This is a genomic window from Tychonema sp. LEGE 07196 (assembly GCF_963890365.1).
Taxonomy (GTDB): Bacteria; Cyanobacteriota; Cyanobacteriia; order Cyanobacteriales; family Microcoleaceae; genus Microcoleus.
Genome location: NZ_CAWPRX010000155.1, coordinates 1 through 24,234 on the forward strand (window position 1 = coordinate 1; position 24,234 = coordinate 24,234).

The following is a 24,234-nucleotide window of genomic DNA, read 5'->3' on the forward strand; positions in this document are numbered from 1 at the left end:
CTATTCGTCGGCAGCGTCAGGTGTGTATAAGAGACAGTCACAGGATCGATCGCAGTTGTCAAGTCGAACTACACAGATACACGCCGATGGTTTTCTGATGAGAAATTGACAAACATCGGGCCAGAAACCGGGTTTTTTAACTAATACCAATTTCAAACGAAATAACAGTATTCTTGTCCCCCCCCTTGCTAAGGGGGGGCTAGGGGGGGTCGGAGAGTATTGCATGATTTTAGAGAAATGGTATAAATACTAGCCAAAAACTCTCTATTGTCAAAAAACCCGGTTTCTTTGCTTCTTGTTACTGTTTGAGAACTAGGACAAATAATTGTCTAATCTCCCAAACAAATCCCTAAACCCCGGGCCGTTTTAACCAGAGTACCGTTGAAGTCTACCGGTCTATATTTGGAAATCGCATCTTCCAATGGAACGCTGACAACTTCTCGCTGTTGCCAAGATACCATGCGGTCAAATTTCTCTTCGGCAATTAAATCAACTGCTGCGACGCCAAAAGCAGAAGCAATTAATCTTTCTAGCGAAGAAGGTGTTCCCCCGCGTTGAGTGTGTCCCAAAACGCTGACGCGGGTTTCTGCACCGCTACATTCAGAAATTGTATCAGCTAAATACTGACCGATTCCGCCTAATCGACTTTGACCCAAGCGATTTGTGTGCATTACTAATTCGCCTGCTTCTGTGCGAACTGCCTCCGCTACTACAATTAAACAGTAGTTTTTTCCGCGTTGTTGGCGTTCTTGGATTTTGGCACAGATTTCGGAAATTTTGTAAGGAATTTCGGGAATCAGAATTATATCAGCTCCCCCAGCAATTCCGGCACTAATTGCAATATGTCCGGCATCGCGTCCCATGACTTCAACAATTATCACGCGGCTGTGACTGGCCGCAGTAAAATGCAAGCGGTCTAGTGCTTCTGTGGCAATATTGACAGCAGTATCAAAACCGATCGCTCGCTCGGTAATTCCGACATCATTATCAATAGTTTTAGGAATAGCAACTAAATTCAAATTACCTTCGAGAGCAATCTTCCTGAGAATGGCGAGACTACCATCGCCACCTATGCCAATTAGGGCATCCAGACCGAGTTGATGATAGCCTTGAATAATATCATCGGAGCGATCGCGCAGAGTCCCGTCAGCCATCGGGAAAGCAAAAGGGTTGCCCTTATTTGTCGTGCCCAGCATTGTACCGCCAATGGTGAGCCAAGAGTCTACTTTCTCAATATTCAAAGGAATTGCTTCCGGGGGACGGCTCATCAATCCGTTGGTGGCTTGACGAATCCCCATTACTTTCCAATTGTAAGTTCCCGTTGCGCGGTACACAACGGCTCGTATCACGGCATTTAAGCCTGCACAGTCACCTCCGCTAGTGAGAATGCCGATACACTTTTGTTCTCCCATAATTTATGCCAGACTTTTGTTACTCAGAACATGGGTTGATTTTTTTAGATCCAGATCGTCCAATCCTTATTTGCGACGTAATTTAGTGGCTTTAGCCTCCCAAATCACCGTCTCAAATACAACATAAATTTTACTTGGGATTGAGGCGTTTAGAAACTTGGTTGATGATGCCGCTAAGAATTGCACCCCCCATGAGAATTCCCAGGGCGGGATTAAATACCGGCTGCCAGAGACTGTACCACAAATCGAAACCGAGATTCACTCCGGTCGATCGCCCAACTACGGCGATCGCAAACCACCCAAAAATAGCAAAGACGAAAAACACATCAGCTACTAAAATCAAGTTGATAAAGTTAAGAATTTTATCTTTCATGGTCGATAGTTCCTTTTGAGTGTATATGTGTCAACTGTTGACTGTTGACTGTTGGCTGTTGGCTGATGACTGATGACTGTTGATTGTTGAGTGTTAACTTTTGACTCGATTTTATGATTCCGATGCAACCGGAAACGATGTCAGTCGATTTTAGATTGGGGCCTTGAAGATTTAAGATTTGCTCTCCCGCTGAATCTGGAATCTTGAAGCTGGAGCGAAAAATTTTCTTTCTCCATGACTTAAATTGGGGGCTTGTATCCATTTTAAGGGCGTCAAATTTGGGCCAGCGGTGGGGAAAGGAGCGGAACGATCGCTGCAACAGGCGATCGAATAAAGATAAAATATCATTCAATTGTTGTCGCACACTTGTGGTCAAAATATGGTTCGCTATACACTCCCTCAAAGCCCCGAAATTATTTTAACTGTCAGAGGGAAAGATTCAGTCAAAGCCCGCGAACAAGCGATGGATAAGCTGATGCTGCTGATGGATGAAGGTCAGCTACCTACAGAGCTCGCAGAAGGATTTGGGCCCAAGCAGTTTGTTGAAGTTAAGGATATCGAAGATGCCGCGTCGGATGGCGAAGACGCAATTACTGAAGCGGTGCAGATTTTGAGCAATTTGGCAAGTCTCAAATTGAAAGTCATGGAATCCCGCGAAGAAGCACTCAAAATCCGGGAGGCGATCGACATTTTGTTTACAGATGAGTCTGTGACGGCCGAAGAAATTGGTCGTCTCAAAGACGGTTTCAAAGTTCTCAAAACCTTCGCTCAAGCTAACGTCCGCTATCGAGAAGCTAGGAGCCAAGCTGAGGAAGCGCGGACAATTCTCGACGGAGCTTTGCAATCAGTAGAACCCGAAAACAAGGCGCAGAAATCGGCGAAATAAAAGTACAAAGAAAGCTGTTTTTACAGGGCATATCGCAGAGATATAGCCTTTCGATCTCTCATCTGAGGTACTATCCGGGATAGGGCATAGGGCAAACCGGGCATAGGGCTATCCTGACTTTTTTGATAACCGCTATACCGCCCTCTGAATACTAGCCATATCCCATTAATTACCAGTCATCAAAAGTTCGGACAGTTTTTTTAACGGGCCTGTAAGCCGATCGCGAGCAAGCCCGGTCATTTCTTACACATTTGAAGAAACTTAACAATGAAGTTTTAATAACTTTTGCTAGCCTATTCGGTACTAGGCAATAAGAAAATCGAGTCAACAGTCAACAGTCAACAGTCAACAGTCAACAAGAATTGACATTATACTTTTAAAATATATTAAAAATGCTCGATCGCCCACAAAAAATGTACCGCCAAACATTGCGAAAACCCGACGGCCGCCCGATCGCACTGTACAGCCGCTACCCAATTCCAAAAGGCATCGCCGCCGTAAGTCCCAGCAATGAACCTGTAAAAGCCAACCCGCACTTTCGCTGGCATCCCTTGCGGGGGGAATGGGTAGCATATGCCAGCCACCGTCAGGAAAGAACTTTCATGCCACCGCCGGAATATAACCCGCTGGCTGCTACAATTAATCCCAGATTTCCGACAGAATTGCCACGAGGAAATTACGATATAGCAGTTTTTGACAACCGCTTTCCATCGATGAGTTTCCAGGCAAATAATGCGCCTACAAATATTGTGGAAACTGCGCCAGCTAACGGCGTTTGTGAAGTTGTCGTTTTTACTCAAGATCCGCTGGCTTCGTTGGGTTCTTTGGAATTAAGTCACTTAGAATTGTTATTAGAAGTGTGGGCAGATCGCACTTCAGTTATCAGCAGCAATCCCGAAATTCAATATGTCTTGCCTTTTGAAAATCGCGGCGTAGAAGTTGGAGTAACTTTGCACCACCCCCACGGTCAAATTTATGCTTATCCGTTCGTGCCACCGGTGCCGGCGCGGATGTTAGAATGTCAGTCGGTTTACTATCAAAAAAACAGCAGCGGTTTGCTGCAAGATTTGATTCAAAAGGAAATTTCAGACAAACAGCGAATTCTGTATTTAGATGAATATGCGATCGCCTTTGTGCCCGCTTGCGCCCGCTACCCTTACGAAGTGTGGATTGCGCCCATCGCACCGGTTGCCACATTTATCGATCTTACCGAAAAACAGCGTCAAGGACTTGCCAAGGCTTTAAAAACAGTCGCCCTTAAATATGATGGTTTGTGGCACCGCCCATTCCCTTATTTGATGGCTTGGTTTCAAGCGCCCACAGACGGAAAGCCTCACCCAGAGGCACATTTGCACGCTGAGTTTTATCCGCCCTATCGATCGCGCGATCGGCTCAAATACCTAGCGGGAACCGAACTCGCAGCCGGAATGTTTGTCAACGATGCTTTACCGGAAGAAAAAGCTCAAGAATTGCAAGCCGTATCTGTCAATCTCTATTAATAACCTCGCTCAATTTAGTTCGTAGTGATGACTTTAGTTCTTCTTTCTTAAACACTTTTTTAAGAAAAACTAAAGTCCCAGGGAGAACCTTGCTCGTTACCAGGAAGAGCCTAGTAATGCAGGTGCGGAGGCTCTACCTCCTTTGAGGAAGGCAACTTACAGTAGAGAGAACTGTAGGAGGTATTTAAGTTATTAAGTTGTCGATCCTAAAATCCTTACTGCGAACCTTTTTTCAGAAGAAGCGAAGTCCTCACGACGAACCAATACGGTTCACTTAAGATTGTCATATATCTATGAAAAAACCGGGTTTATGAGGTGTCATGAATATGGTTTTTATACTCTCAACACAGCTCTTTCAGGATTTTCGGGATTTGGAACTAAACGCTGATTTTTGGAATCTACCAGCAAGTCTAAAGTTTCTAACACAGTTTGACCTATCAGCACGATATCGCCTAAAACCATTGCGGCCTCGATCGTCTCCCGCCCTGCCATTTCAATAATCATAGGTTCAGTCAATCCTACTGTTTCTTGTCTGCCATCAGCATATTTTGCTATTTCCTGACTCCGAATTCTTAAACCAAGGTGTTCGCAAACTTCTACAGGAATTGCTGTGCGTACTGCACCAGTATCTATCAGTGCTTCGGCTTCGCAAACCCGCAAAAGATTCGGATTGAGCAATCCTCGACTCACCAAGGCTTCATCAATGGCATTCGTTAGCTTGACTTTGACTCGAACTGCACCCATATTTTTGGTTGTTTGACTCCAATTACGATCGATATTTATCATAGCGCCTCTCTTTTTCTACAGAAAGTCTACCTTCAATTATAGCTTGAAATGCGAGCAGCCACCGGTTAAAACCTGCGGCTGCAATTCAACGCAAATTATCGCGAACTAACTACTAATCTTCAGCATAGATATACCGATACAATTCGCTCGGATCGGGTTCGGGACTCTTCTCCGCAAAATCTACCGCATCATCAATTACAGCTTCGATCTTTTTGTCGATCGCTTTTAATTCTTCAGCAGTAGCCAAAGTGCGATCGATCAAATCAGCAGCCAACTTCTTAATCGGATCGCGGGGGAACCAATATTCCTTCTCTTCCTTAGAGCGCAACTCATCAGGATCGGCCAAAGAATGACCCCGAAAGCGATAAGTCAAAGCCTCGATCAAAGTCGGGCCTTCGCCAGCCCTAGCCCGTGCTATGGCTTCCTTGGCGACTTCCCGCACCGCCAAAACATCCATCCCGTCAACCTCGAATCCAGCCATGCCAAAAGCATGAGCTTTTTTGTAAATTAAGGGGTCAGAAGTGGCTCGCTCGTGGGCCATGCCGATCGCCCATTTGTTGTTTTCCACAACATAAAGAATCGGCAACTTCCACAAAGCAGCCATATTCAAACATTCAAAAAACTGCCCGTTATTTGCAGCACCATCGCCAAAAAAACAAGCAGTTACGCCATCGGAACTCTCATCGCCCAAAGCTTCGCGCCGATACTTCGATTGAAAAGCCGCCCCCGTAGCTACCGGAATCCCCTCAGCCACAAAAGCATAGCCTCCCAACAGCCGATGTTCGGCCGAAAACATATGCATCGAACCGCCCCGGCCCTTCGAGCAACCGGTTTCCTTCCCGAACAACTCCGCCATCACTTCCCGCGCTGGTACGCCCGCGCTCAAAGCGTGAACGTGATCGCGGTAGGTGCTGCTGACGTAATCGGTACTATCGCGGCGCATCGATCGAATCACGCCAGTAGATACCGCTTCCTGGCCGTTGTACAAGTGGACAAAACCAAACATTTTGCCCCGGTAGTACATCTCAGCGCACTTGTCTTCAAACAAACGCCCCAAAACCATATCCTCGTAGAGCATCAAGCCCTCTTCGCGAGAAATAGTTACGCTTTGTGCGTCAAAAACTGGTAAAATCCGTTCCTCAGCCATAAAAAATTAATACCCGATCGCCTACTTAAACATTTAAATGTAAACCGACAGAGGACACAACCCAGCAGAAAATGGTCGAAAATTTTCTCGCCCTGCTGTTGGGAAGTTGTTAAAATCAGGGAAGCAGGGGGCTGGCGTGCCGCTCCGACAGCACGGACTATTGCAGAAACCCGACTAAGTTGTCACTAATGCTTTTGTTAAAAACCAACCTTAGCTAAGATAGGCTAATTTAGTTGCTAGCGCTTTGGGGAAGTGGACGTAGTGTTAATTCCACTAGATTACTACCGGATTTTGGGTCTACCGATTCAAGCTACTGCCGAACAGTTGCAGCAGGCTCACCGCGATCGAACTTTACAGCTTCCGCGTCGGGAGTATTCCGAAGTTGCGATCGTCGCCCGCAAACAATTGATCGATGAAGCCTGCGCCGTTCTGTCAGACTCAGACGCGCGCAAAGCTTATGATGCGAGTTTTTTAGCCAAAACATACGATCGAGAGTCGGAAGCAGCAATTGCAGCCAAGCAGAGGTTAAAAACCTCAAATGGGCCGGCCACTGTTTTGCAAGATGCAGGAGAAACTGCTCCGGCAGAATCTAAGGCTTTAGACGCCGCTCCCGACCCCCACACTCCAAGTATTGAAATCGATGACAACCAATTCGTAGGAGCCCTGCTCGTACTGCAAGAACTGGGAGAATACGAACTCGTACAGAAACTGGGTCGCCCGTATCTCAACAATGGCAGCATCGCGATCGACGAAGGCCGCTTCGGCGATCGCCAGCTTGTGCGGCCGGATATAGTTTTAACAGTAAGTCTTGCGTGTCTAGAACTCGGTCGCGAACAGTGGCAGCAAGGTCAATACCAAAATGCCGCCAAATCATTAGAAGCAGGTCAAGAACTGCTGCTGCGCGAAAGCCTATTTCCAAGCGTGAGGGGTGAAATGCAAGCCGATATATACAAACTCCGTCCGTACAACATTTTAGAATTACTCTCGCTCCCGGAAGAAAAAGTCGCCGAGCGCCGTCAGGGACTGCAAATCCTGCGGGAAATGCTCGAAGAACGGGAGGGCATCGACGGATCGGGGGACGATCGCTCGGGTTTAGGCATAGAAGACTTCCTCCGCTTCGTCCAGCAACTGCGGAAACACCTAACCAGCAGCGAACAGCAGACTCTATTTGAAGCCGAAGCCGGTCGCCCTTCAGCAGTCGCTACTTACCTGTCGGTTTACACTCTGTTAGCCCAAGGATTTGCCACCAGAGCACCTGCGATGATCCGCCGCGCTAAGCTGATGCTGATGCAGCTCGGCCGCCGCCAAGACGTTCACCTCGAAAAAGCCGTGTGTTCGCTGCTGCTGGGCCAAACAGAAGAAGCCAGCAGAGCCCTAGAACTCAGTTCGGAAAAAGAACCCCTCGCTTTTATTCGCGAACATTCCCAAGATTCTCCCGATTTGTTGCCGGGACTGTGCTTGTACGCCGAACACTGGCTGCAAGAAGAAGTGTTTCCACACTTCCGCGACTTGGCAAATCAGCCAGTCTCCTTGAAAGATTACTTTGCTGACCCGAAAGTCCAAGCTTATCTAGAAGCTTTGCCTTCGGATGCAGAAACGGCCAACGAATGGGTTGTGGTGCAGCCCCGATCGGGCAAACCCCAGGGACGACTGCAACCAACGGGCGATCGCCGACTGGCATCCCCACAGCCCCCAGCAGCCAAACAGGGAGCCAGTAGCGTTACCTTGACCCCCGTACCGGTAGACAGCTCTACCGCAGCCTCAGCCCCGAAAGACCACGCAACGGCTGCTGCACTAGGCGCCGTCTCCGCCGTCTCTCTCCCGACAACTACAGCGCCACGACCCACAGCCTCGACCTCCACCCGGAGGCGCACAGGTTCCAGCGGGCGCAGCGGAGCGACTGGCCAGGGTCTAGCAGGCGATTTAGTCGATCGGACGCGCACTAAAGCAGCACAAATTTCCGCCCAAGTCAAGTCCATGCCTCCAAACAGGCTGGCTCTGTTTGTCGCCGGAGGTGTCCTGAGCCTGTTAATCCTGTGGTTAATACTCAGTTTGTTGGCGAATGCCCTACAATCCGTGCGAGAAGAGCAACCCTTGCTCAGCCTAGAAGCACCGCCCATCCAAATCCCGGCGGCTGCCCCGGCTCCTGAGCCGAATGCGGCAGTGTCGGGAGTAGTGACTGAGGCAGCAGCCAAACAAATAGTTGAAAGCTGGCTGTCGGCGAAAGCGGCGGCTTTGGGCCCTAACCACGCTGTCGAAGAATTAAAGCAAGTTCTCACAGAACCGGCTTTGTCTCGCTGGCAATTGATGGCAGACGCTCAACAGAAAAACAACGCCTACCAGAGTTACCAACACAGCCTGCAAGTTAAAGGAGTTACGACAAATCCGACTAATCCCGATCGCGCGCAAGTAGAAGCCCAAGTAACGGAAAAAGCTAAAGTCTTCGATGGCGATCGGCTAGTTAGTTCTCGCAACGAAGACCTGCGCGTGCGCTACGACTTAATCCGTCAGGAGGGACAGTGGCGGATTATGGATTGGCAAGTGATGAAGTAGGGAATTGGGAATTGGGAATTGGTGTCAAATTAAGCCTAAAACCTTTGTAGTTATCGTTTACAGCGGAGCCTCGATCCCCCTAAATCCCCCTTAAAAAGGGGGACTTTGAAAAGGCTCCTGTAGCCCCTTTTTTCCAGGGATCGAAACTTAACTAAAAGCGAGATTTTTCAAAGGTTTTAGCCTCAAGCGGACACAAATTAGTAAATAGGTAAAGATAAAGAACATAGGATATTTTAGGGGCGGCTTTAGCGAAGAATATCTGATACAAGCTAGAAGATGAATGCAAAACTCGCCCTCCCCATCGAATGTGTATTTGTAACTACTTACTTGATTTATATAGCAATCCTAAATCATTATCACGTGCGGCGAACATAAATGTGATTTCCCCAAAATCCATCTGTAGGGACACGGCAATGCCGTGTCCCTACAGACAATCATTTAGGATTGCTATAGTTGATAATTGCTAATTACCAATTGGTGATAATTATTTAAATTTTTAATTCTTAAATTCGGAGTTGTGAATTGCAGATTATTGTTGAAGGCTGGCGTTTTATTTATCATTCCTACTGCATAGTAAATCAATTTCAACTGCTAGAAATGCTGGCTCGCCCGCGAGAAGAAATAGAGCTTTTCCACCGCGATATGCCCTACATAGACGCAGCTTGGGAGACGAAAATTAGTTTGTTCGATCGCCCAAATGAAACATTACTCCGCAGCATTCCCAGCCCTGGGGTAAATCAGTCGGCCGACGTGACGCTGCGAATGTACTGCCCGTGGGACTTTTCAGTATCCAGTAGCGCCCAAACTTGGGTGTTTGCAGCGACAGAATGGGGGGTGATTACCCGTAATGTATTGGATGCAATGGGGGTAAGGTCGATCGCCCAAACTCCTGTTAATTCACAAGTAAAAATTATTACACCTTCGGCGTGGTCAAAGGCCGGCTTAATTCGCAGCGGGGTTGAGGCCGATCGCATTGCTGTTGTACCTTTGGGAGTCGATCCTCAGATTTATTATCCGGCCCAGGGCGATCGGCGTCAATCGCTCAGGGACAATTTCGGCTGGTCAAACTATTTTATATTTTTAAATATCGGCGGACAAACGGATCGCAAAGGCATTCGCCCCTTATTAAAAGCCTTCGCTGCGGTGGTTGACAAATATCCCCATGCGAGATTGGTTTTAAAAGGTTCTGAACTGCTTTATCCTTCCAGAGATGAGATTGCCGAAGCCTGTCGAGTGGTACTCGACGATGCGGAAAGAGCGAGGGTTTTACCGAGGTTGATTTATACTGGGACGCAGCTATCTTTTGCTGAAATAGCTGAGTTGTACCAAGCTGCGGATGTTTATGTTTCTCCCTATTTGGCGGAAGGTTTTAATCTGCCGGTGTTGGAGGCTGCGGCTTGCGGTTTGCTGGTAATCTGCACGGAGGGCGGCCCTACGGATGATTTTACGCGATCGGATTTTGCGCTGCGGATAGAGAGTAAATTTACGGCTGTGGTTGTTGATGGGGAAACCTTATTTATGTTAGCTCCTGAGTGGGAACATTTGACTGATTTGATGCTGGGGGCGATCGAACAGCCTGGAATAGCTGCCAAAGCTAGGGTTGCTGGGCCTGGTTTTGTGGCTGAACATTTTTCTTGGCGCTGTGGAGTCGATCGATTGTTTGAGGTTATTGGAGGGGATAAACAGGGTGAGGATCAATCTATTTTTGAGCCAATAATTTTATAGTTTGGCAGTTTCAATCCCTAGAAGGGAGTGGAGTTTATTGCGGCCTTCTACCTCCCCGCCTATATGCCTGTATACCTCATCCTGGTTTCAATCCCTAGAAGGGAGTGGAGTTTATTGCGGCAGCTCGATTGGGAGTATATTAGGAATTGCTTTGGCCCCGTTTCAATCCCTAGAAGGGAGTGGAGTTTATTGCGGCATTCGTCTAGCATCTTCACTGCTGTCGGTGTCAGACCGGTTTCAATCCCTAGAAGGGAGTGGAGTTTATTGCGGCAGAATACGGCTGCAGCTTGGCCCCTTCCTTTTTATTGGGTTTCAATCCCTAGAAGGGAGTGGAGTTTATTGCGGCAATCGCTTGCAATATCTCATTGCATGATTAATTGCAAGCCGTTTCAATCCCTAGAAGGGAGTGGAGTTTATTGCGGCTTTTGGGCGGCAGGTAGTTTGCCCTCTGGCATTTGTACCCCGTTTCAATCCCTAGAAGGGAGTGGAGTTTATTGCGGCTTGGCAAACCGATCGCACATACATTAACCGCACTGAGGTTTCAATCCCTAGAAGGGAGTGGAGTTTATTGCGGCCCCTGTTTATGAGGTAGAAAGGGACTTAGTAGCGTTTCAATCCCTAGAAGGGAGTGGAGTTTATTGCGGCTCATTGATATCTTGGGTGTCTCCTGGCGTTGAAGTTTCTGGTTTCAATCCCTAGAAGGGAGTGGAGTTTATTGCGGCTTTTTTTGCGCTCCTGGGAAAGTTCCATCACTTCAGTTTCAATCCCTAGAAGGGAGTGGAGTTTATTGCGGCCTCTTTTGGTTGGCGTGATCGCTCTGGGTTTTTTGCGTTTCAATCCCTAGAAGGGAGTGGAGTTTATTGCGGCGGTTTGGTTGTGGAATTTATGGTCTCGCTTCCAGGTTTCAATCCCTAGAAGGGAGTGGAGTTTATTGCGGCGTTAAAGCTTTGTTCTCTGATATTGTCTCGTCAGAGTTTCAATCCCTAGAAGGGAGTGGAGTTTATTGCGGCGCAGTCAATCTTACTTTTCCATCACTGCCACTACCCGTTTCAATCCCTAGAAGGGAGTGGAGTTTATTGCGGCAGATATGGAATTTCCATTAATGTATCTGAATTAATGTTTCAATCCCTAGAAGGGAGTGGAGTTTATTGCGGCTGGCTCTAATATTCTAACACGGTTGTATCGCGGTCGTTTCAATCCCTAGAAGGGAGTGGAGTTTATTGCGGCAGGGTGAGGAAATAGGGGAAAAGCCTATGACTTTAGTTTCAATCCCTAGAAGGGAGTGGAGTTTATTGCGGCTCTAAAAAAAAGGCAATAATTGAAAATATGTTAGTTTCAATCCCTAGAAGGGAGTGGAGTTTATTGCGGCTAGATGCTATCAAGCTGCTAAATTCTCGAAAATTTGCTGGTTTCAATCCCTAGAAGGGAGTGGAGTTTATTGCGGCTGGTGTCGGCGTGGCAACGATTACTGTCACGTTTCAATCCCTAGAAGGGAGTGGAGTTTATTGCGGCCGAAACCCAAATACCGCCAGCAGCCGACACAGCGCGGTTTCAATCCCTAGAAGGGAGTGGAGTTTATTGCGGCGGAGACAACCGCGATCGACGTGCAGCCCTCGGAGTTTCAATCCCTAGAAGGGAGTGGAGTTTATTGCGGCTCTAGGCGTTCCCGTCAGGTTGGACTGGCGGGGCTTGCGCCGTTTCAATCCCTAGAAGGGAGTGGAGTTTATTGCGGCATTTGATAGTGCAAACGACACTGGATGCGTTTGGTTTCAATCCCTAGAAGGGAGTGGAGTTTATTGCGGCTCTTAGGGCCTCTTTTTTTAGCTGCCAATGTTCAACGTTTCAATCCCTAGAAGGGAGTGGAGTTTATTGCGGCTGAAACGGGAGCGCCTCTACCCCCAGCTCGACAAGAGGGGTTTCAATCCCTAGAAGGGAGTGGAGTTTATTGCGGCCTGAAGAAGATGATGCAGGTATACGATTGCTCTCTTGTTTCAATCCCTAGAAGGGAGTGGAGTTTATTGCGGCTCAGTTGGATCAGTTGGTGAGGGTGATTGTAGGGTTTCAATCCCTAGAAGGGAGTGGAGTTTATTGCGGCTTGCGGCCAGAACCCGCGGGAGCGATCGTCCGCTCTAGTTTCAATCCCTAGAAGGGAGTGGAGTTTATTGCGGCTTGGTATGAAACAAAAGTTTTAGCGCCCGCCGCGGAGTTTCAATCCCTAGAAGGGAGTGGAGTTTATTGCGGCTGGGTCTGCGGTAATGGTAAGGAGTAAAGAGCGGCTGTGTTTCAATCCCTAGAAGGGAGTGGAGTTTATTGCGGCCTTACAGAATTGCTCGCAGCGCCGCTAGCCCTGCCAGGTGGTTTCAATCCCTAGAAGGGAGTGGAGTTTATTGCGGCGGTACGCGAACTTGCCCAATCTGAAATTTAATTTTGTTTCAATCCCTAGAAGGGAGTGGAGTTTATTGCGGCGCTTTCCCTGTAACCACAGAAGAGCAATTATTAAGCAAAGAGTTTCAATCCCTAGAAGGGAGTGGAGTTTATTGCGGCAGTTCAAAAAACAGGTGAGGTAAATCAGTCATAAACGTTTCAATCCCTAGAAGGGAGTGGAGTTTATTGCGGCCTTCCTCTAGTTTTGAGATTTCCTGCTTTAGGAGGATTAGTTTCAATCCCTAGAAGGGAGTGGAGTTTATTGCGGCATAATCTATGGGAATCTCTTCCTATTACTTTCGAGGTTTCAATCCCTAGAAGGGAGTGGAGTTTATTGCGGCTTTGAGCTTGTTTGAAACGATGTTGAGAGCCTGGAACGTAGTTTCAATCCCTAGAAGGGAGTGGAGTTTATTGCGGCAATCTACCTTCTATTTAGCAATATCACTAATATGTTTCAATCCCTAGAAGGGAGTGGAGTTTATTGCGGCAAAATTTAGAATCTATCTCTGACCCAGAATTAAGTTTCAATCCCTAGAAGGGAGTGGAGTTTATTGCGGCTCTCAGGACTTACTCACAATGGCTAATGAACTATTGTTTCAATCCCTAGAAGGGAGTGGAGTTTATTGCGGCTAGGAAAACACATGAAAGCGATTTCTGTCAATACGTTTCAATCCCTAGAAGGGAGTGGAGTTTATTGCGGCCAAGAAAGCACTCTCCAGATTATGTAAGATTGGATTTTCCAGTTTCAATCCCTAGAAGGGAGTGGAGTTTATTGCGGCCCGAAGTTAACCTAGGAAAACTAATCAATTTGTTGTTTCAATCCCTAGAAGGGAGTGGAGTTTATTGCGGCCAAGATGAAAGAAGTAGATACTTTTATCCACTGCGTTTCAATCCCTAGAAGGGAGTGGAGTTTATTGCGGCGTTTTGAGAAGATGAAAGCTCTTAAATTTGTTCAAAAAGTTTCAATCCCTAGAAGGGAGTGGAGTTTATTGCGGCGCAGAAAATACTATTAGTGGTAAGAAGTACATTGGTAGGTTTCAATCCCTAGAAGGGAGTGGAGTTTATTGCGGCTCACGATTGGGTAAAAGTTGAACGTCTGATTTTTCTCGTTTCAATCCCTAGAAGGGAGTGGAGTTTATTGCGGCTAGTTTTTTGATTAAATGTCCGATAACAACCTTACTGGTTTCAATCCCTAGAAGGGAGTGGAGTTTATTGCGGCCAGAGCTTCCGCATCGTCGCGAACGTGTAAGTATCGGTTTCAATCCCTAGAAGGGAGTGGAGTTTATTGCGGCTGGTGGAACTGAGGTGGAATTCGTGACGATCGACGAAGTTTCAATCCCTAGAAGGGAGTGGAGTTTATTGCGGCTTGATACGTGTTTTCCAACCAAATCAGCACTAAACCCAAGTTTCAATCCCTAGAAGGGAGTGGAGTTTATTGCGGCCCAAGTGCCGACTGTTTCTCCCACTCCGATCGCCGGGTTTCAATCCCTAGAAGGGAGTGGAGTTTATTGCGGCTCTTTGTCTATTGATAAGGTGGCGTGAGGACACTCTAGTTTCAATCCCTAGAAGGGAGTGGAGTTTATTGCGGCTATGGTTGCCGGCAACCATACCTCAGTGGCCTGGCGGTTTCAATCCCTAGAAGGGAGTGGAGTTTATTGCGGCTCATTTTCATTCCTGCTGATATCGAATATTTATTATCTATTCCCGTTTCAATCCCTAGAAGGGAGTGGAGTTTATTGCGGCTCGCTGATTCTGCTTGCCCTTCGTTTACGATTACGGGTTTCAATCCCTAGAAGGGAGTGGAGTTTATTGCGGCCCCTAAGATTCCAATCAACATCTTAGTAATTTTCCAAGCCAAGTTTCAATCCCTAGAAGGGAGTGGAGTTTATTGCGGCTAAAGGATTTTCTCAGGTTGCTGTTGTTAGAGCATAGTTAAGTTTCAATCCCTAGAAGGGAGTGGAGTTTATTGCGGCTTCAGGGTATTCCCTGACAGTAAGTGTCCGGTCGCGGAGTTTCAATCCCTAGAAGGGAGTGGAGTTTATTGCGGCTTTTTGAGTAATTACAGATGGATTGAGCTGCCCTTTAAGTTTCAATCCCTAGAAGGGAGTGGAGTTTATTGCGGCTAGGCAAAAAAGATACTCAAATCTTTTCCTATACAGCGTTTCAATCCCTAGAAGGGAGTGGAGTTTATTGCGGCGCAATCGCCCAAAACTCTTCTGGCTTCTGAGAGTGCTGTTTCAATCCCTAGAAGGGAGTGGAGTTTATTGCGGCCCTAGCATTGTGTCTAGTGGTTGTCTAGTATTGTTTCAATCCCTAGAAGGGAGTGGAGTTTATTGCGGCCGCCGGTGTGTGAAACCATTGCTCTATTTGGTTTTCAAGGTTCAGTTTCGCCAACCTCATCCCAAAATACCATTTCAGTCCCCGTTCTGTCAATACCATAGCTCGCACTTTAACCTAAAATCCTTATGTAGCAACAGTCCTAGCGATTTCGCCAACCTCATTTTCGGAGAGGGAGCATCAAACCCTTACTCTATATAGATTATAGCCTAAAAATTTGACCCCCCAAATTTTACACCTACAGGTTGGCGAATTTTTACGCAAAGAAAATAGTTCGATCGATCGGAACTACCCCACCAATGCGCTCAATTTTACCCTGACAGCAAGCGCACAACGGAAAAAATAGGATACTGTCCTCTGGAGGCTTGATGAATTTAGCCAAGCGCGATCGCAACTTAGCATACTGCGTTTCGCTCAAATCCGCACACTCAAACACACTGTACTGCATCCACTGCCCGTAGGATTTGAGAATTTTGTGAACTTTAGTCCGCCGCTTGTCTTCCGGGATATCGTAAGAAATCAGAATGTGCATGATTATTTCAAAACCAAAGGTGGATATTGGTCGATTTGGCCCATCAGATATTTCGCCAACAGTCGCGCTTGAATCTCAAAAGCTTCGCGATAAGTACACTTGCGCCCCACAACAGGATGCTTGAACTCGGACTGTTTTTTCTTTTCGTACAGCTTCAGAAATTCCTTGCGCCCACTTTCTGAGAGTCGCACCACATTGCTCAGAGGTTCTACAGTAAAATCATTGGGAGTCAATATCCGATTGTTGATAGCATTTAAAATCACGCTATCGACAACTAAAGCCCGAAATTCCTCCATCAAATCAAAAGCCAGTCCGACGCGCCCGTAGCGCTGAACGTGGAGATATCCCAAATAAGGATCGAAACCAACAATATTGATGGCACTTTGCACATCGCGACGCAAAAGAGTGTAACCGAAATTCATCAAAGAATTAACTGAATCGATCGCCGGCCTGTGTCGGGGTTTAAAAACAAATCCCTCAGCGCGAATTAGTTGATTGAAAACTCCAAAATAAGCCGCACTTCCCGCACCTTCCAGCCCGCGCAGAGAATTTATATTATCAACTTTGTTCAGCTTGTTGATAACATTCTGAATTACAGTCATGGCTGGTTGCAAATTTAGTTCCGAATAATGACCTTGAGTTTTGTACAAACTGTAGCGGTAATTTTTCAATTTACCTCGAATAAATCCGCGAACAGCGTGAATAGCTTGAGGAGTTTCTCCAGCAGCCTTCCATTGAGCATCGCGGACGAAAATATTTTTGGTTAATTCCGGTTCTAGCGTGCCGAGATATTCGCCTATCTCCGAGATAAAAGTCAGGGAAATTTTGTGCTTGAGAAGTTCTGCAATCGCCGCTGGGGAAACAGTCGCCCGTCCCAAAATGACAATTGCTTCTAAATGAATTAAAGGCACTTCCTGCAAAGTTTTATTATTACATTTGATGACAATGCGTTCGTCAACCTTGCCGATAAAAGCGTCGTCTTGATTGATGTAAAGTGTTCCCATTTTTGAGTCCTCAAGTGATATATTAGTTGTCTTTTGATTTGTTAGCCAGTCCCCCAGGGGATGCTTGGCTAGTCGGCAAGTCCGCCAGGGGTTTCATATCGTTTCCGTTTGGATTGGAATGATTTAACCGCAGAGTACACAGAGTACACAGAGGGAGAGAATATATATCTGAGTCATTCCGATGCTACCGGATTTGATATCAACCCCAGTTTCATAGATCGAGTCGGTTCTAACACTCGCCAACAATTGACATAAACCCGCCCTTCCCTACCATAAACACCCGATTAAAATCGAGCCAAGTTTTCAGTTAAAACCAACTGAAACTTATAAATTTAGCTGGCTTCTTGATAGCGCAGGATTTTGTCAGTCACCTGCGGTAAACATTGAGGGTACAAACTGCATCCCTGACAGCGTTTACTGTAATTTGCAGGCGGCATTTTTCCAGTTTCCAACAAAATTTGAATGGCCGAAATAGTCACCACAGCTTCCTGTCTCAAATCCTCGGAAATCTCGACTTTTTGCCGCTGGTGCGACTGCGCGTAATAGACGTATCCGGTTTGAATTGTTTTCCCCGTCATCTCTTCCAAACACAAAGCTTGCGCGCACACTTGCAACTCGTCGTTATCCCATTCCCCCTTCTTACCGCGCTTGTATTCAACCGGATAAATCTCGCCATTCTCCGATTCAATCAAATCCGACTTACCAATCAGCCTGTAGCGTTCCGATTTCAGCCAAATCGCCCGAATTTGCCAAGTTTCATCGCGATTAAGTTCTCCCATAGTGTGAACGCGCTCGTGCAAACTTGTCCCTTCTATGGTATACTGATTATCCGCAAATTCCCCCGCGCAAAGCATCCGCCAGCAGCGGTGGGCGCAGTAGGAGTATTGGTTCAAAGATGCGATCGAAATGTAATCATCAGTGTGGTTCATAATCCTAAAACCTTTGTATTTTTCGTTAATAGCCAAGTCTCGATCCCCCTCGCATCCCCTTAATAAGAAGAGTAGGGGCTGACTTTGAACCCTTTAAATTCTCCCACTTTATGAAAGAACTTGGACACTCTTGTCCCCCCCTTGTTAAGGGGGGCTAGGGGGGATCGAAGGCCTAATGTTCAAACTGTAACCCCCTACTAAACAAGCCATTAAGTTGACAGTAATGCTTCACTCCTCTATCCTCTCAATCTTGAGAATTTTTAACAAAAATCCGGCGCGTCATTCCCATGCCCATCGGTGTTTTTCTCCCCAACCCGCAGTACAAAGCAAAATCAGCCAAAGCATTAATTTGTTTAATAGCCAACGGCTCCACATCTCCCAAGATTCGATAAGTAACTTCCCCAACAACTCCGATAAAATTGCTGTGATAATTACTCGTAACTTCTGTTTTGATATTGACAAAACTCGGAAAAAGTGCATCCAGCGACAGCGGAGAAATCTCAATACCGCTGTACTTGTTCCAGCGAGTGAGAAGCCTGTTAAAAACGCATTCTCTCGTGGGCAAAACTGAATCAAATTTCCCTTGACGAAAAGATGTTGGAGTAGCGAGGCTAAAGGCGATCGCTCGATTAGTGTCAGAAGCGCGATCGTACAATTGAGAGTAATCGCAAGCATTAGCCCAAGGCATATCTACTTGTGGCGTTCCCAAAATCTTAGTAATTAACAAATCAGTAGGGCCCAGATGCCACGGTTTCGAGGGATTAAGATTCAGCCAAAGCTGAGTTAATTTCCCAAATAGAGAGTCATCGAGAAGAGTAATTCGCCACCAACAAAGGGTATGTTCGGGAATGGGTTGTGAGTGCTCCCATTGCAAAAAATGGTGTTTTTTGAAAGGGCATTTTTTAGTTTGTAAAGGGCTGAGGGTGAAAGCTTTATCTGCTGCAGCTTCGTGCAGGTAGTTGCCGAGTTCTTTGTCAACGGAGCTCACAAGGGTGAGAAAGAGGGCGTGCAGGTGTCTTCCCGTTAGGTATCCAGGGGATACTGGGGAGAGGGGGAGGAGGTTGAGGATGAGGCTGTGCGGCATAGTTTGTTAGCTCATTTGTTGGTATGGAAAAAAGAAAATTCACAGGATTTGTGCAAGGCCAAAGAAACCGGGTTTTTTACCTAATCTGCAGGTAATACCAATTTCATAAAATTATGCTACCAAGAAAGTTTTACTCCCCCCCTTAATAAGGGGGGGTTGGGGGGGGGTAGATATGTAGCGCTATTTTATGAATTTGGTATAACAACGAAGGATTTTCGTAAAAACCCGGTTTCTGCCCCCGTGCGTAAGTCCTAACTCAGTAAGTTTATAGTGAAAGTTTTATTCCTCACTACAAACCTTTTTGAAATTTAATTAGCCCGAAAGCGATATTCCATACAAGCTGGAATTCTGAGGTTTTCAAACTGGTAATGTTCGCCGCGAATTTTGATATTTTGAATCAAACTTACTGGCGGCATATTCACCACGTCGTAGCTGAGGACTTGATGGGAAAACATCACATCTAAGGGATTGAGCAAATAAGGGAAAATAAAATCGCCATTTTTGCGATTATCGCCATTGCCCATTTCTTCAGTCGTTAACTCAGCTTTGCTCATCCACTTTCCCAGACGAATCCATTTCGCCAGTTTCAGAGACTTTTCTGAGATTATGAAAAACTCAAATTTGCTTTCCGGTGCAATTTCTTTAGTTCTGCCAAAACTGGGGATATTTTTCTGGGTTTTCTCCATCTCAACGTGATAGTTGTTGTTGGCGTATTTCCAAGTATTGAGGGTGGAGGAGTGAGAAATAGAACGCGCCGGAGTAACATAAATCCCCTGTTGGTTGAGCGCCGTTAAATGCTGCTCGTATTTAGGAACTTGTTCGGGACAAAAATAGCGATAGGAATCTTCTTCAGCCACGGTGGTAGAATAGATGGCGCTATCCACCAAACCGAGGGCGTAACAAAGCGCGTAATTGTGAATTACCGGCTCTGTTTCGTAAAGTCTCCCTATCTCGCGAGTTGCAAAATAAAGGCTATCGTGCAACTCGATTTGACAGCGATATATAATAGCCATTGTTTTTATTCCGCTGCTGCTATAGATCCTGCCTTACCCTTGATATGCTTCTTCGCGTAAGCTTTAGCTTCATCATCAGCTTTTTTCAACATCTTTTTGAGTTCATCTTCATGGCCAATAATAGCTTTAACTTCTGTAATTAATGGCGTAAACTTATCCCCAATAAAGTCTTGATGCACGATAAATTCCTCAGACATTAATGTTTCGATAGCAGCGCTAGCAGCGGCAATTACATCATCTTCATTGAGAGGGTTGTTGGAATTAAGTTTATCTTCAACCTGCAATTTGTCGTAAATTGCTTGCGTCCAGCGGAGGTTACTGGTAATTTCGCCGTCGGCAAATACAACACCAATTAACTGATTTCTGACTCTACCTGTGCGGGTGGTTTGAGCGCCATAGTGCCTTGTTCTGAGAATGTTGTTAAAAACATACAAAAAACTAGCTTCTGTAGGGTCTTTTAGGGTGACAATGCTAGGAAAGAAAATCTGCGGTTTGATGTGGTCTTGCTGATTGATGCGACTGGTTACTTCTCCGACTTTTGAACCAGATTCACCTTTGGATGCCATTGTGCCATTCTCAAAGGGAGCGTTGAGGGTAAAAGTCTCGTGAGATTCGTCAAAAGCTGTAATTGAAAATGCTGTGTCAACTACGACTTTTGATTTCTCTGAACCAGAGTCACCGATCGCAAATCCGTAGATAATGCAATCAGGGTTATTCATGGCAAACTTGACATTATATTCGCAATCTTCAGCGGTCATCAAACCGTAGTTACGCAGCAACTCGCGACCGACTAAACGTTCTGGTGTAGATTGCTTGCGCTTAAACATGGTCAGGCGGCTGATTGGTTTTTGGTCTTGAATTCCTGACCTCACCCGCGCTTTATTCAGTTCTCCATCTGTTTGAAATAGGGGATAAGATTCTGTGACTCGCACAGTCAGAAAATGTACATATTTTCCCATTGGTTTGTAAGGGATGTTAGCGTGGAAAAATTTAGAGTCAACTGTTTTCAAGAAAATCATGATTTGTGTCCTATGTAAAAATGTTAGTTTTGTTGTTTGCGTGTAGCGGATCGAACAATAACTTCAGCTTTAATCCTCACCTTCTTCCTGAGATACGTCAGGAGATTTGTCATCTCGCGCGCGATTTTCCTTATCATTCTCTAAACGGTAAAGAAATTCGCAGGTATCTCGGATTAGGTTGATTTGGCGACCAGCTAAACGGGCCCGATCGCCTGCAAACGATTTCTCAAATACCTCCTCAACAAAGTAGCGAGCAAACTCTAAAATTGCCTCTCGTTCTTCCTCCCGCTTGCTGAAAATCCAGCGTCCTTCAGCAGTAGAAGAGTGAACGCGATCCATGAGTTTTGAAACTTCCGCAGCAACAGCCAACACTAAAGATTCATTTTGAAAACTGCGATCGGCTTCCAGGATAGTTTTAGAGGTAATATCAATCGGTTTCAGTACAGCATTTGCCTTGGGATTGTATCGCTTATTTGCACGGTAGAATCTGCGATACAAATCCGTGAGTTTTTGGGGGTGGTTTAAGCTTGATGCGGTTGTCACAGTCAATCTATCCTCTTCATGATTATAGTTGGCATAGGAGTCAAAACAAGGGTAAAAATGATAAGCATAAAGCTTAATCTTTTGAATTGATGCCGTTTCATTTTTCTGTTTCCGAACCCACTTATTTAGGTAGCTAAACACATAAAGCGGGCTGGTTTCAAAATCAGTGGCAAGTTCAGTTAATTTTCCCCAGTTGGAGTCATAACCGGACTTCCCTTGTTTTGCATTAACATCAAGATGAATGGCATAAGCAGCAGTTAAAACATTCAAAGGTGCAGGATAAGATTTGCCGTTTTCTTCCCAACCTTCTAGGATATAGTCGAGGCGAAAGCGATCTCGCTTCGTCAAAACCCGAAAAGCTTGGGGTACACTGTCAAGAAATACGCTCTCTTCAAATTCCGCACCGTCATTAAATGGCGGAATAGGCGACTCTGAAACCACAGTTTTGACATCTAGAATCATCGGGAAGGCAAAAGCTAACCAAGTTGGCATTACCCAAGATTCGGTATCAGTTGCATCTCGACCGGGCGGAAGCGCCATGAAGTAAAATGTTAGGGGTTGGTCTTCGGGATAGGAAAGTTTGAAGGTGCGGTCTTTTCCTGGTTCGATGTTTTCATCTATTAGGAAAGCATCGATGCTTTGGTAGCGATCGCGCCCAAAATCTGCTTGCAAATCCTTACTGATAAAATGATTGCGGATGCTGGTATCAAAGCGGGTTTGAAAAATGCTAGTGTAGGCTTTTTGCAGGAACTTATTTGTTTCTGGGGTAAAGTAATATGTGGGATAAAAATAGAGATAGCGATATTTGCCATCTTCAAATTTTTTGCCCACAGCTTGAGTTTGATTCATTAAAATTTGTCTCAGCATCATTTCCAAACCTGCAATACTGGAAATATTGCGTTTGGCGTTAGAACCTCCCAACATTTGTTTGTTAGTGTAAACTTGAGGCGTGAACAAAACGGCTGATTCCATTTGTTCTGTCACCGTGTAAGCTGAATGGGAAATCGAACAGATTAACTGTCTTCCTCTACCCTGTTTCTTAGCGAGTTGGTAGCGTTCCAACTCATCTAAAAATACGTCACTGGATGCTGTGTCCAATGGTGTATTTCCGGGTAACATGACAACCCGCGTTACCCACAGCCGCAAATCGTCCCAACCGTCGGGCAATTTGTAATGTGAAAGAAGGGGTTTAATCATTTGGGAAATGTGGGCGATCGCCTGTTCGCAAACTTGCCGCACATCCTCAATTCCTGGGTAATGTTCTAGGTACTTTGCTGCTAAATAGTACCATTCGTAAGGAACGCCTCCTGTATTGCCTTTTAGCTTAAGTTCTTTCAGGCGTTCATTAATTCGTTGAATTTCTCTCAGGGCTGGCAGATAGTCGGACAGGTTCCAAAACTTAGCAATTTCATCGACAATATCTAGATGAGGTAATGCGGGTAGTTTTTTGTCTTTCTTGCGTGCAGCTTCGATAGTATTAACCTGTTCTCCCCAAATCTTACGGCTCACTAAGTCGCCAAGTTCAGCAATTTGGTCAATCCTCAGATCGTCGTCAAAATTGAAGTTGTAATCGGCCGACAAAACATCCTGCTTTTGAAATTTTATCAGATTATCGCTGCGACTTTTGGCAACAGAGTTTTTTCCGATTTTAAGAATGCGTAAAGTAGCCTTAATTGCAACTAACATCAACTCGGATGTATCAAAAAACAGGTTATAATACTCCGCATATTTCATGCCTTTACCATCTCTGCCAAAGCCAGTTTGTCGCCGTTGCAGTTGTCCGGCGCAGAGTTTTTTAATCTTGCTAACTACTCGTTCTGGCAAGTCTGCAATTGAAATAGCCGGAGCATCCCGCCGTGCTAAATAAATTACACCTGTTGGTAGGTAAAGCAATGGTTCATAGTAGGTGCAAGCGTCGGTATTCAGCGCCGTATGCACTTCCATTAAAGCGTTATTGACGACGTTAGTAAGTACGCCTCTGTTTTCAGCGATGCTGTGATAAGTAAATTTTAATTGCCCGCCGCTGAGGCTATGGATTAACTCGTTTAGTCTGGTATTTTCTGCATCTTGGGGATGTTTGATAATAGATGCTAGGGAATCTGCTAAACAGGTTAAGTCTGAGAGGCTGCGGAGTGTACGATCGCGCAAAACTGGATTTAACCCAAATTCGGAAAAATTCCAGTTAGTATCCCAACGCCGCTGAGCGTTGTAAGCAAGGCAGAGCAAATCGTCAATGTATTCTCGATAAGTATCTGGATTGTTGGGATTGATGAAGCTATCTAGTCCTAACTGTCGCACTTTTTCATCAATAATTTGACGGTGCTGTTCTAGTGGTAACTTGCGACAATCGTTGGGGACATCGGGGAATTTTTCAAAGTCGTGGAGAATAAAGCCAGCAATTACTAGCCGCCGTTCTTGTTCTCCCACGCATCGCCGCACGGTGGTATCGAATTTTTCTAACCGCTGTTCAATTAAATTAGCGGGAAATAATCCATTTAGCAGGTGAGTATTTAGGGACTGATCGCCTGCATTGTCCCGCCTAACATTCTCTTTTCCTTTTTGCCGATCGAGTTCGTCAAAAAATTTGCCGCCTTTGGCTGTGACGCCAATGGCAACTCGCAGCAGATTTGGCAAGACATATTCTGCGAAGTCTCCCATGACGCGATCGCCTGGATTTTGACTCTGAATGGCTTCTCGCAAGAGTTTGAGGGTTAGTAAGTCGCGAGTTTGAGGTTGGATTGTGCGATCGGATCTTTGAAAGTTTGACCCTAATTCTTCATCTTGCAACCAGTCATCATCTGGATCATCCGATTGTTCTGAGATCAAATTAACTGGAATATCAAATAATGAGAGTTGTTGATACTCTTCATCGGGTTTTTGACGTTTTTTAGCCATTTTATGCCTCTAGGGAGTCTATGAAAGAGCTCACTTATCTTTGATAGAGATTTTGGACAAAAAAGCTCTACAG

At 45.7% G+C, this 24,234-nt stretch carries 15 protein-coding genes and 1 CRISPR repeat array; of the genes, 4 read left to right on the top strand and 11 right to left on the bottom strand.

All coding sequences use genetic code 11. The annotated features are described in order from the left end of the window. Window positions 1–329 precede the first annotated feature (329 nt). Window positions 330–1,412: an ATP-dependent 6-phosphofructokinase gene (locus tag AACV78_RS17870; RefSeq protein WP_194011924.1), complete on the bottom strand. Its 1,083-nt coding sequence runs from the start codon at window positions 1,410–1,412 to the stop codon at window positions 330–332. Between the two features lie 130 nt (window positions 1,413–1,542). Further along, a complete protein-coding gene (locus AACV78_RS17875) occupies window positions 1,543–1,785 on the bottom strand; it encodes a hypothetical protein (RefSeq protein ID WP_194011923.1) in 243 nt (80 codons plus the stop codon). Window positions 1,786–2,164: 379 nt separating this feature from the next. Between AACV78_RS17875 and AACV78_RS17880 the strand changes: the two genes are divergently transcribed. Further along, entirely contained in the window at window positions 2,165–2,671 is a 507-nt protein-coding gene (locus AACV78_RS17880; protein ID WP_194011922.1) for a hypothetical protein, read from the top strand. Window positions 2,672–3,063: 392 nt separating this feature from the next. Further along, window positions 3,064–4,170 carry a galactose-1-phosphate uridylyltransferase gene (gene galT, locus AACV78_RS17885; protein ID WP_339383706.1) on the top strand — a complete coding sequence of 369 codons (1,107 nt, stop codon included), beginning with the start codon at window positions 3,064–3,066 and terminating at the stop codon, window positions 4,168–4,170. Window positions 4,171–4,503: 333 nt separating this feature from the next. Here the strand turns inward: galT and AACV78_RS17890 are convergent, their stop codons facing one another. Beyond that, window positions 4,504–4,956, bottom strand: coding sequence for a pepsin/retropepsin-like aspartic protease family protein (locus AACV78_RS17890; protein WP_194011921.1), 453 nt, complete (start codon window positions 4,954–4,956; stop codon window positions 4,504–4,506). 112 nt (window positions 4,957–5,068) lie between these two features. After that, complete coding sequence (pdhA, locus tag AACV78_RS17895; RefSeq protein WP_194011920.1) at window positions 5,069–6,103, bottom strand: pyruvate dehydrogenase (acetyl-transferring) E1 component subunit alpha; 1,035 nt, start codon at window positions 6,101–6,103, stop codon at window positions 5,069–5,071. Between the two features lie 261 nt (window positions 6,104–6,364). On the opposite strand from pdhA, the gene AACV78_RS17900 reads away from it, so the two are divergent. Both AACV78_RS17900 and AACV78_RS17905 read left to right on the top strand, forming a co-directional pair. Continuing rightward, window positions 6,365–8,656 carry an IMS domain-containing protein gene (locus AACV78_RS17900; protein ID WP_194011919.1) on the top strand — a complete coding sequence of 764 codons (2,292 nt, stop codon included), beginning with the start codon at window positions 6,365–6,367 and terminating at the stop codon, window positions 8,654–8,656. Between the two features lie 522 nt (window positions 8,657–9,178). Continuing rightward, window positions 9,179–10,381, top strand: a complete 1,203-nt coding sequence (locus AACV78_RS17905) for a glycosyltransferase family 4 protein (protein WP_194011918.1) — start codon at window positions 9,179–9,181, stop codon at window positions 10,379–10,381. A gap of 7 nt (window positions 10,382–10,388) precedes the next feature. Continuing rightward, window positions 10,389–15,145: direct repeats of the CRISPR family, unit length 37 nt; unit sequence GTTTCAATCCCTAGAAGGGAGTGGAGTTTATTGCGGC. 253 nt (window positions 15,146–15,398) lie between these two features. On the opposite strand, the gene cas2 is transcribed toward AACV78_RS17905, so the two are convergent. The 7 genes from cas2 to cas10d form a co-directional block, all read right to left on the bottom strand. Next, window positions 15,399–15,674 (bottom strand): CRISPR-associated endonuclease Cas2, encoded by a 276-nt coding sequence (cas2, locus tag AACV78_RS17910; protein WP_106150523.1) that lies wholly within the window; start codon window positions 15,672–15,674, stop codon window positions 15,399–15,401. Between the two features lie 2 nt (window positions 15,675–15,676). Continuing rightward, window positions 15,677–16,678: a type I-D CRISPR-associated endonuclease Cas1d gene (gene cas1d / locus AACV78_RS17915; protein WP_194011917.1), complete on the bottom strand. Its 1,002-nt coding sequence runs from the start codon at window positions 16,676–16,678 to the stop codon at window positions 15,677–15,679. Window positions 16,679–17,010: 332 nt separating this feature from the next. Continuing rightward, on the bottom strand, window positions 17,011–17,607 hold the full coding sequence (gene cas4, locus AACV78_RS17920) for a CRISPR-associated protein Cas4 (protein WP_194011925.1): 597 nt from the start codon (window positions 17,605–17,607) through the stop codon (window positions 17,011–17,013). 244 nt (window positions 17,608–17,851) lie between these two features. After that, complete coding sequence (gene cas6 / locus AACV78_RS17925; protein WP_194011916.1) at window positions 17,852–18,691, bottom strand: CRISPR-associated endoribonuclease Cas6; 840 nt, start codon at window positions 18,689–18,691, stop codon at window positions 17,852–17,854. 308 nt (window positions 18,692–18,999) lie between these two features. Beyond that, complete coding sequence (cas5d, locus tag AACV78_RS17930) at window positions 19,000–19,704, bottom strand: type I-D CRISPR-associated protein Cas5/Csc1 (RefSeq protein WP_194012577.1); 705 nt, start codon at window positions 19,702–19,704, stop codon at window positions 19,000–19,002. Window positions 19,705–19,709: 5 nt separating this feature from the next. Next, window positions 19,710–20,723 (bottom strand): type I-D CRISPR-associated protein Cas7/Csc2, encoded by a 1,014-nt coding sequence (gene cas7d, locus AACV78_RS17935; protein ID WP_194012576.1) that lies wholly within the window; start codon window positions 20,721–20,723, stop codon window positions 19,710–19,712. A 69-nt stretch (window positions 20,724–20,792) separates the two neighbouring features. Further along, complete coding sequence (cas10d, locus tag AACV78_RS17940; RefSeq protein ID WP_194012575.1) at window positions 20,793–24,161, bottom strand: type I-D CRISPR-associated protein Cas10d/Csc3; 3,369 nt, start codon at window positions 24,159–24,161, stop codon at window positions 20,793–20,795. Between the last annotated feature and the right edge of the window lie 73 nt (window positions 24,162–24,234).

Bases quoted from the DNA above. Each gene is read 5' to 3' on its own strand.
- AACV78_RS17870 (WP_194011924.1), bottom strand. From the start codon at position 1,412: ATGGGAGAACAAAAGTGTATCGGCATTCTCACTAGCGGAGGTGACTGT.
- AACV78_RS17875 (WP_194011923.1), bottom strand. From the start codon at position 1,785: ATGAAAGATAAAATTCTTAACTTTATCAACTTGATTTTAGTAGCTGAT.
- AACV78_RS17880 (WP_194011922.1), top strand. From the start codon at position 2,165: ATGGTTCGCTATACACTCCCTCAAAGCCCCGAAATTATTTTAACTGTC.
- galT (WP_339383706.1), top strand. From the start codon at position 3,064: ATGCTCGATCGCCCACAAAAAATGTACCGCCAAACATTGCGAAAACCC.
- AACV78_RS17890 (WP_194011921.1), bottom strand. From the start codon at position 4,956: ATGATAAATATCGATCGTAATTGGAGTCAAACAACCAAAAATATGGGT.
- pdhA (WP_194011920.1), bottom strand. From the start codon at position 6,103: ATGGCTGAGGAACGGATTTTACCAGTTTTTGACGCACAAAGCGTAACT.
- cas2 (WP_106150523.1), bottom strand. From the start codon at position 15,674: ATGCACATTCTGATTTCTTACGATATCCCGGAAGACAAGCGGCGGACT.
- cas1d (WP_194011917.1), bottom strand. From the start codon at position 16,678: ATGGGAACACTTTACATCAATCAAGACGACGCTTTTATCGGCAAGGTT.
- cas4 (WP_194011925.1), bottom strand. From the start codon at position 17,607: ATGAACCACACTGATGATTACATTTCGATCGCATCTTTGAACCAATAC.
- cas6 (WP_194011916.1), bottom strand. From the start codon at position 18,691: ATGCCGCACAGCCTCATCCTCAACCTCCTCCCCCTCTCCCCAGTATCC.
- cas5d (WP_194012577.1), bottom strand. From the start codon at position 19,704: ATGGCTATTATATATCGCTGTCAAATCGAGTTGCACGATAGCCTTTAT.
- cas7d (WP_194012576.1), bottom strand. From the start codon at position 20,723: ATGATTTTCTTGAAAACAGTTGACTCTAAATTTTTCCACGCTAACATC.
- cas10d (WP_194012575.1), bottom strand. From the start codon at position 24,161: ATGGCTAAAAAACGTCAAAAACCCGATGAAGAGTATCAACAACTCTCA.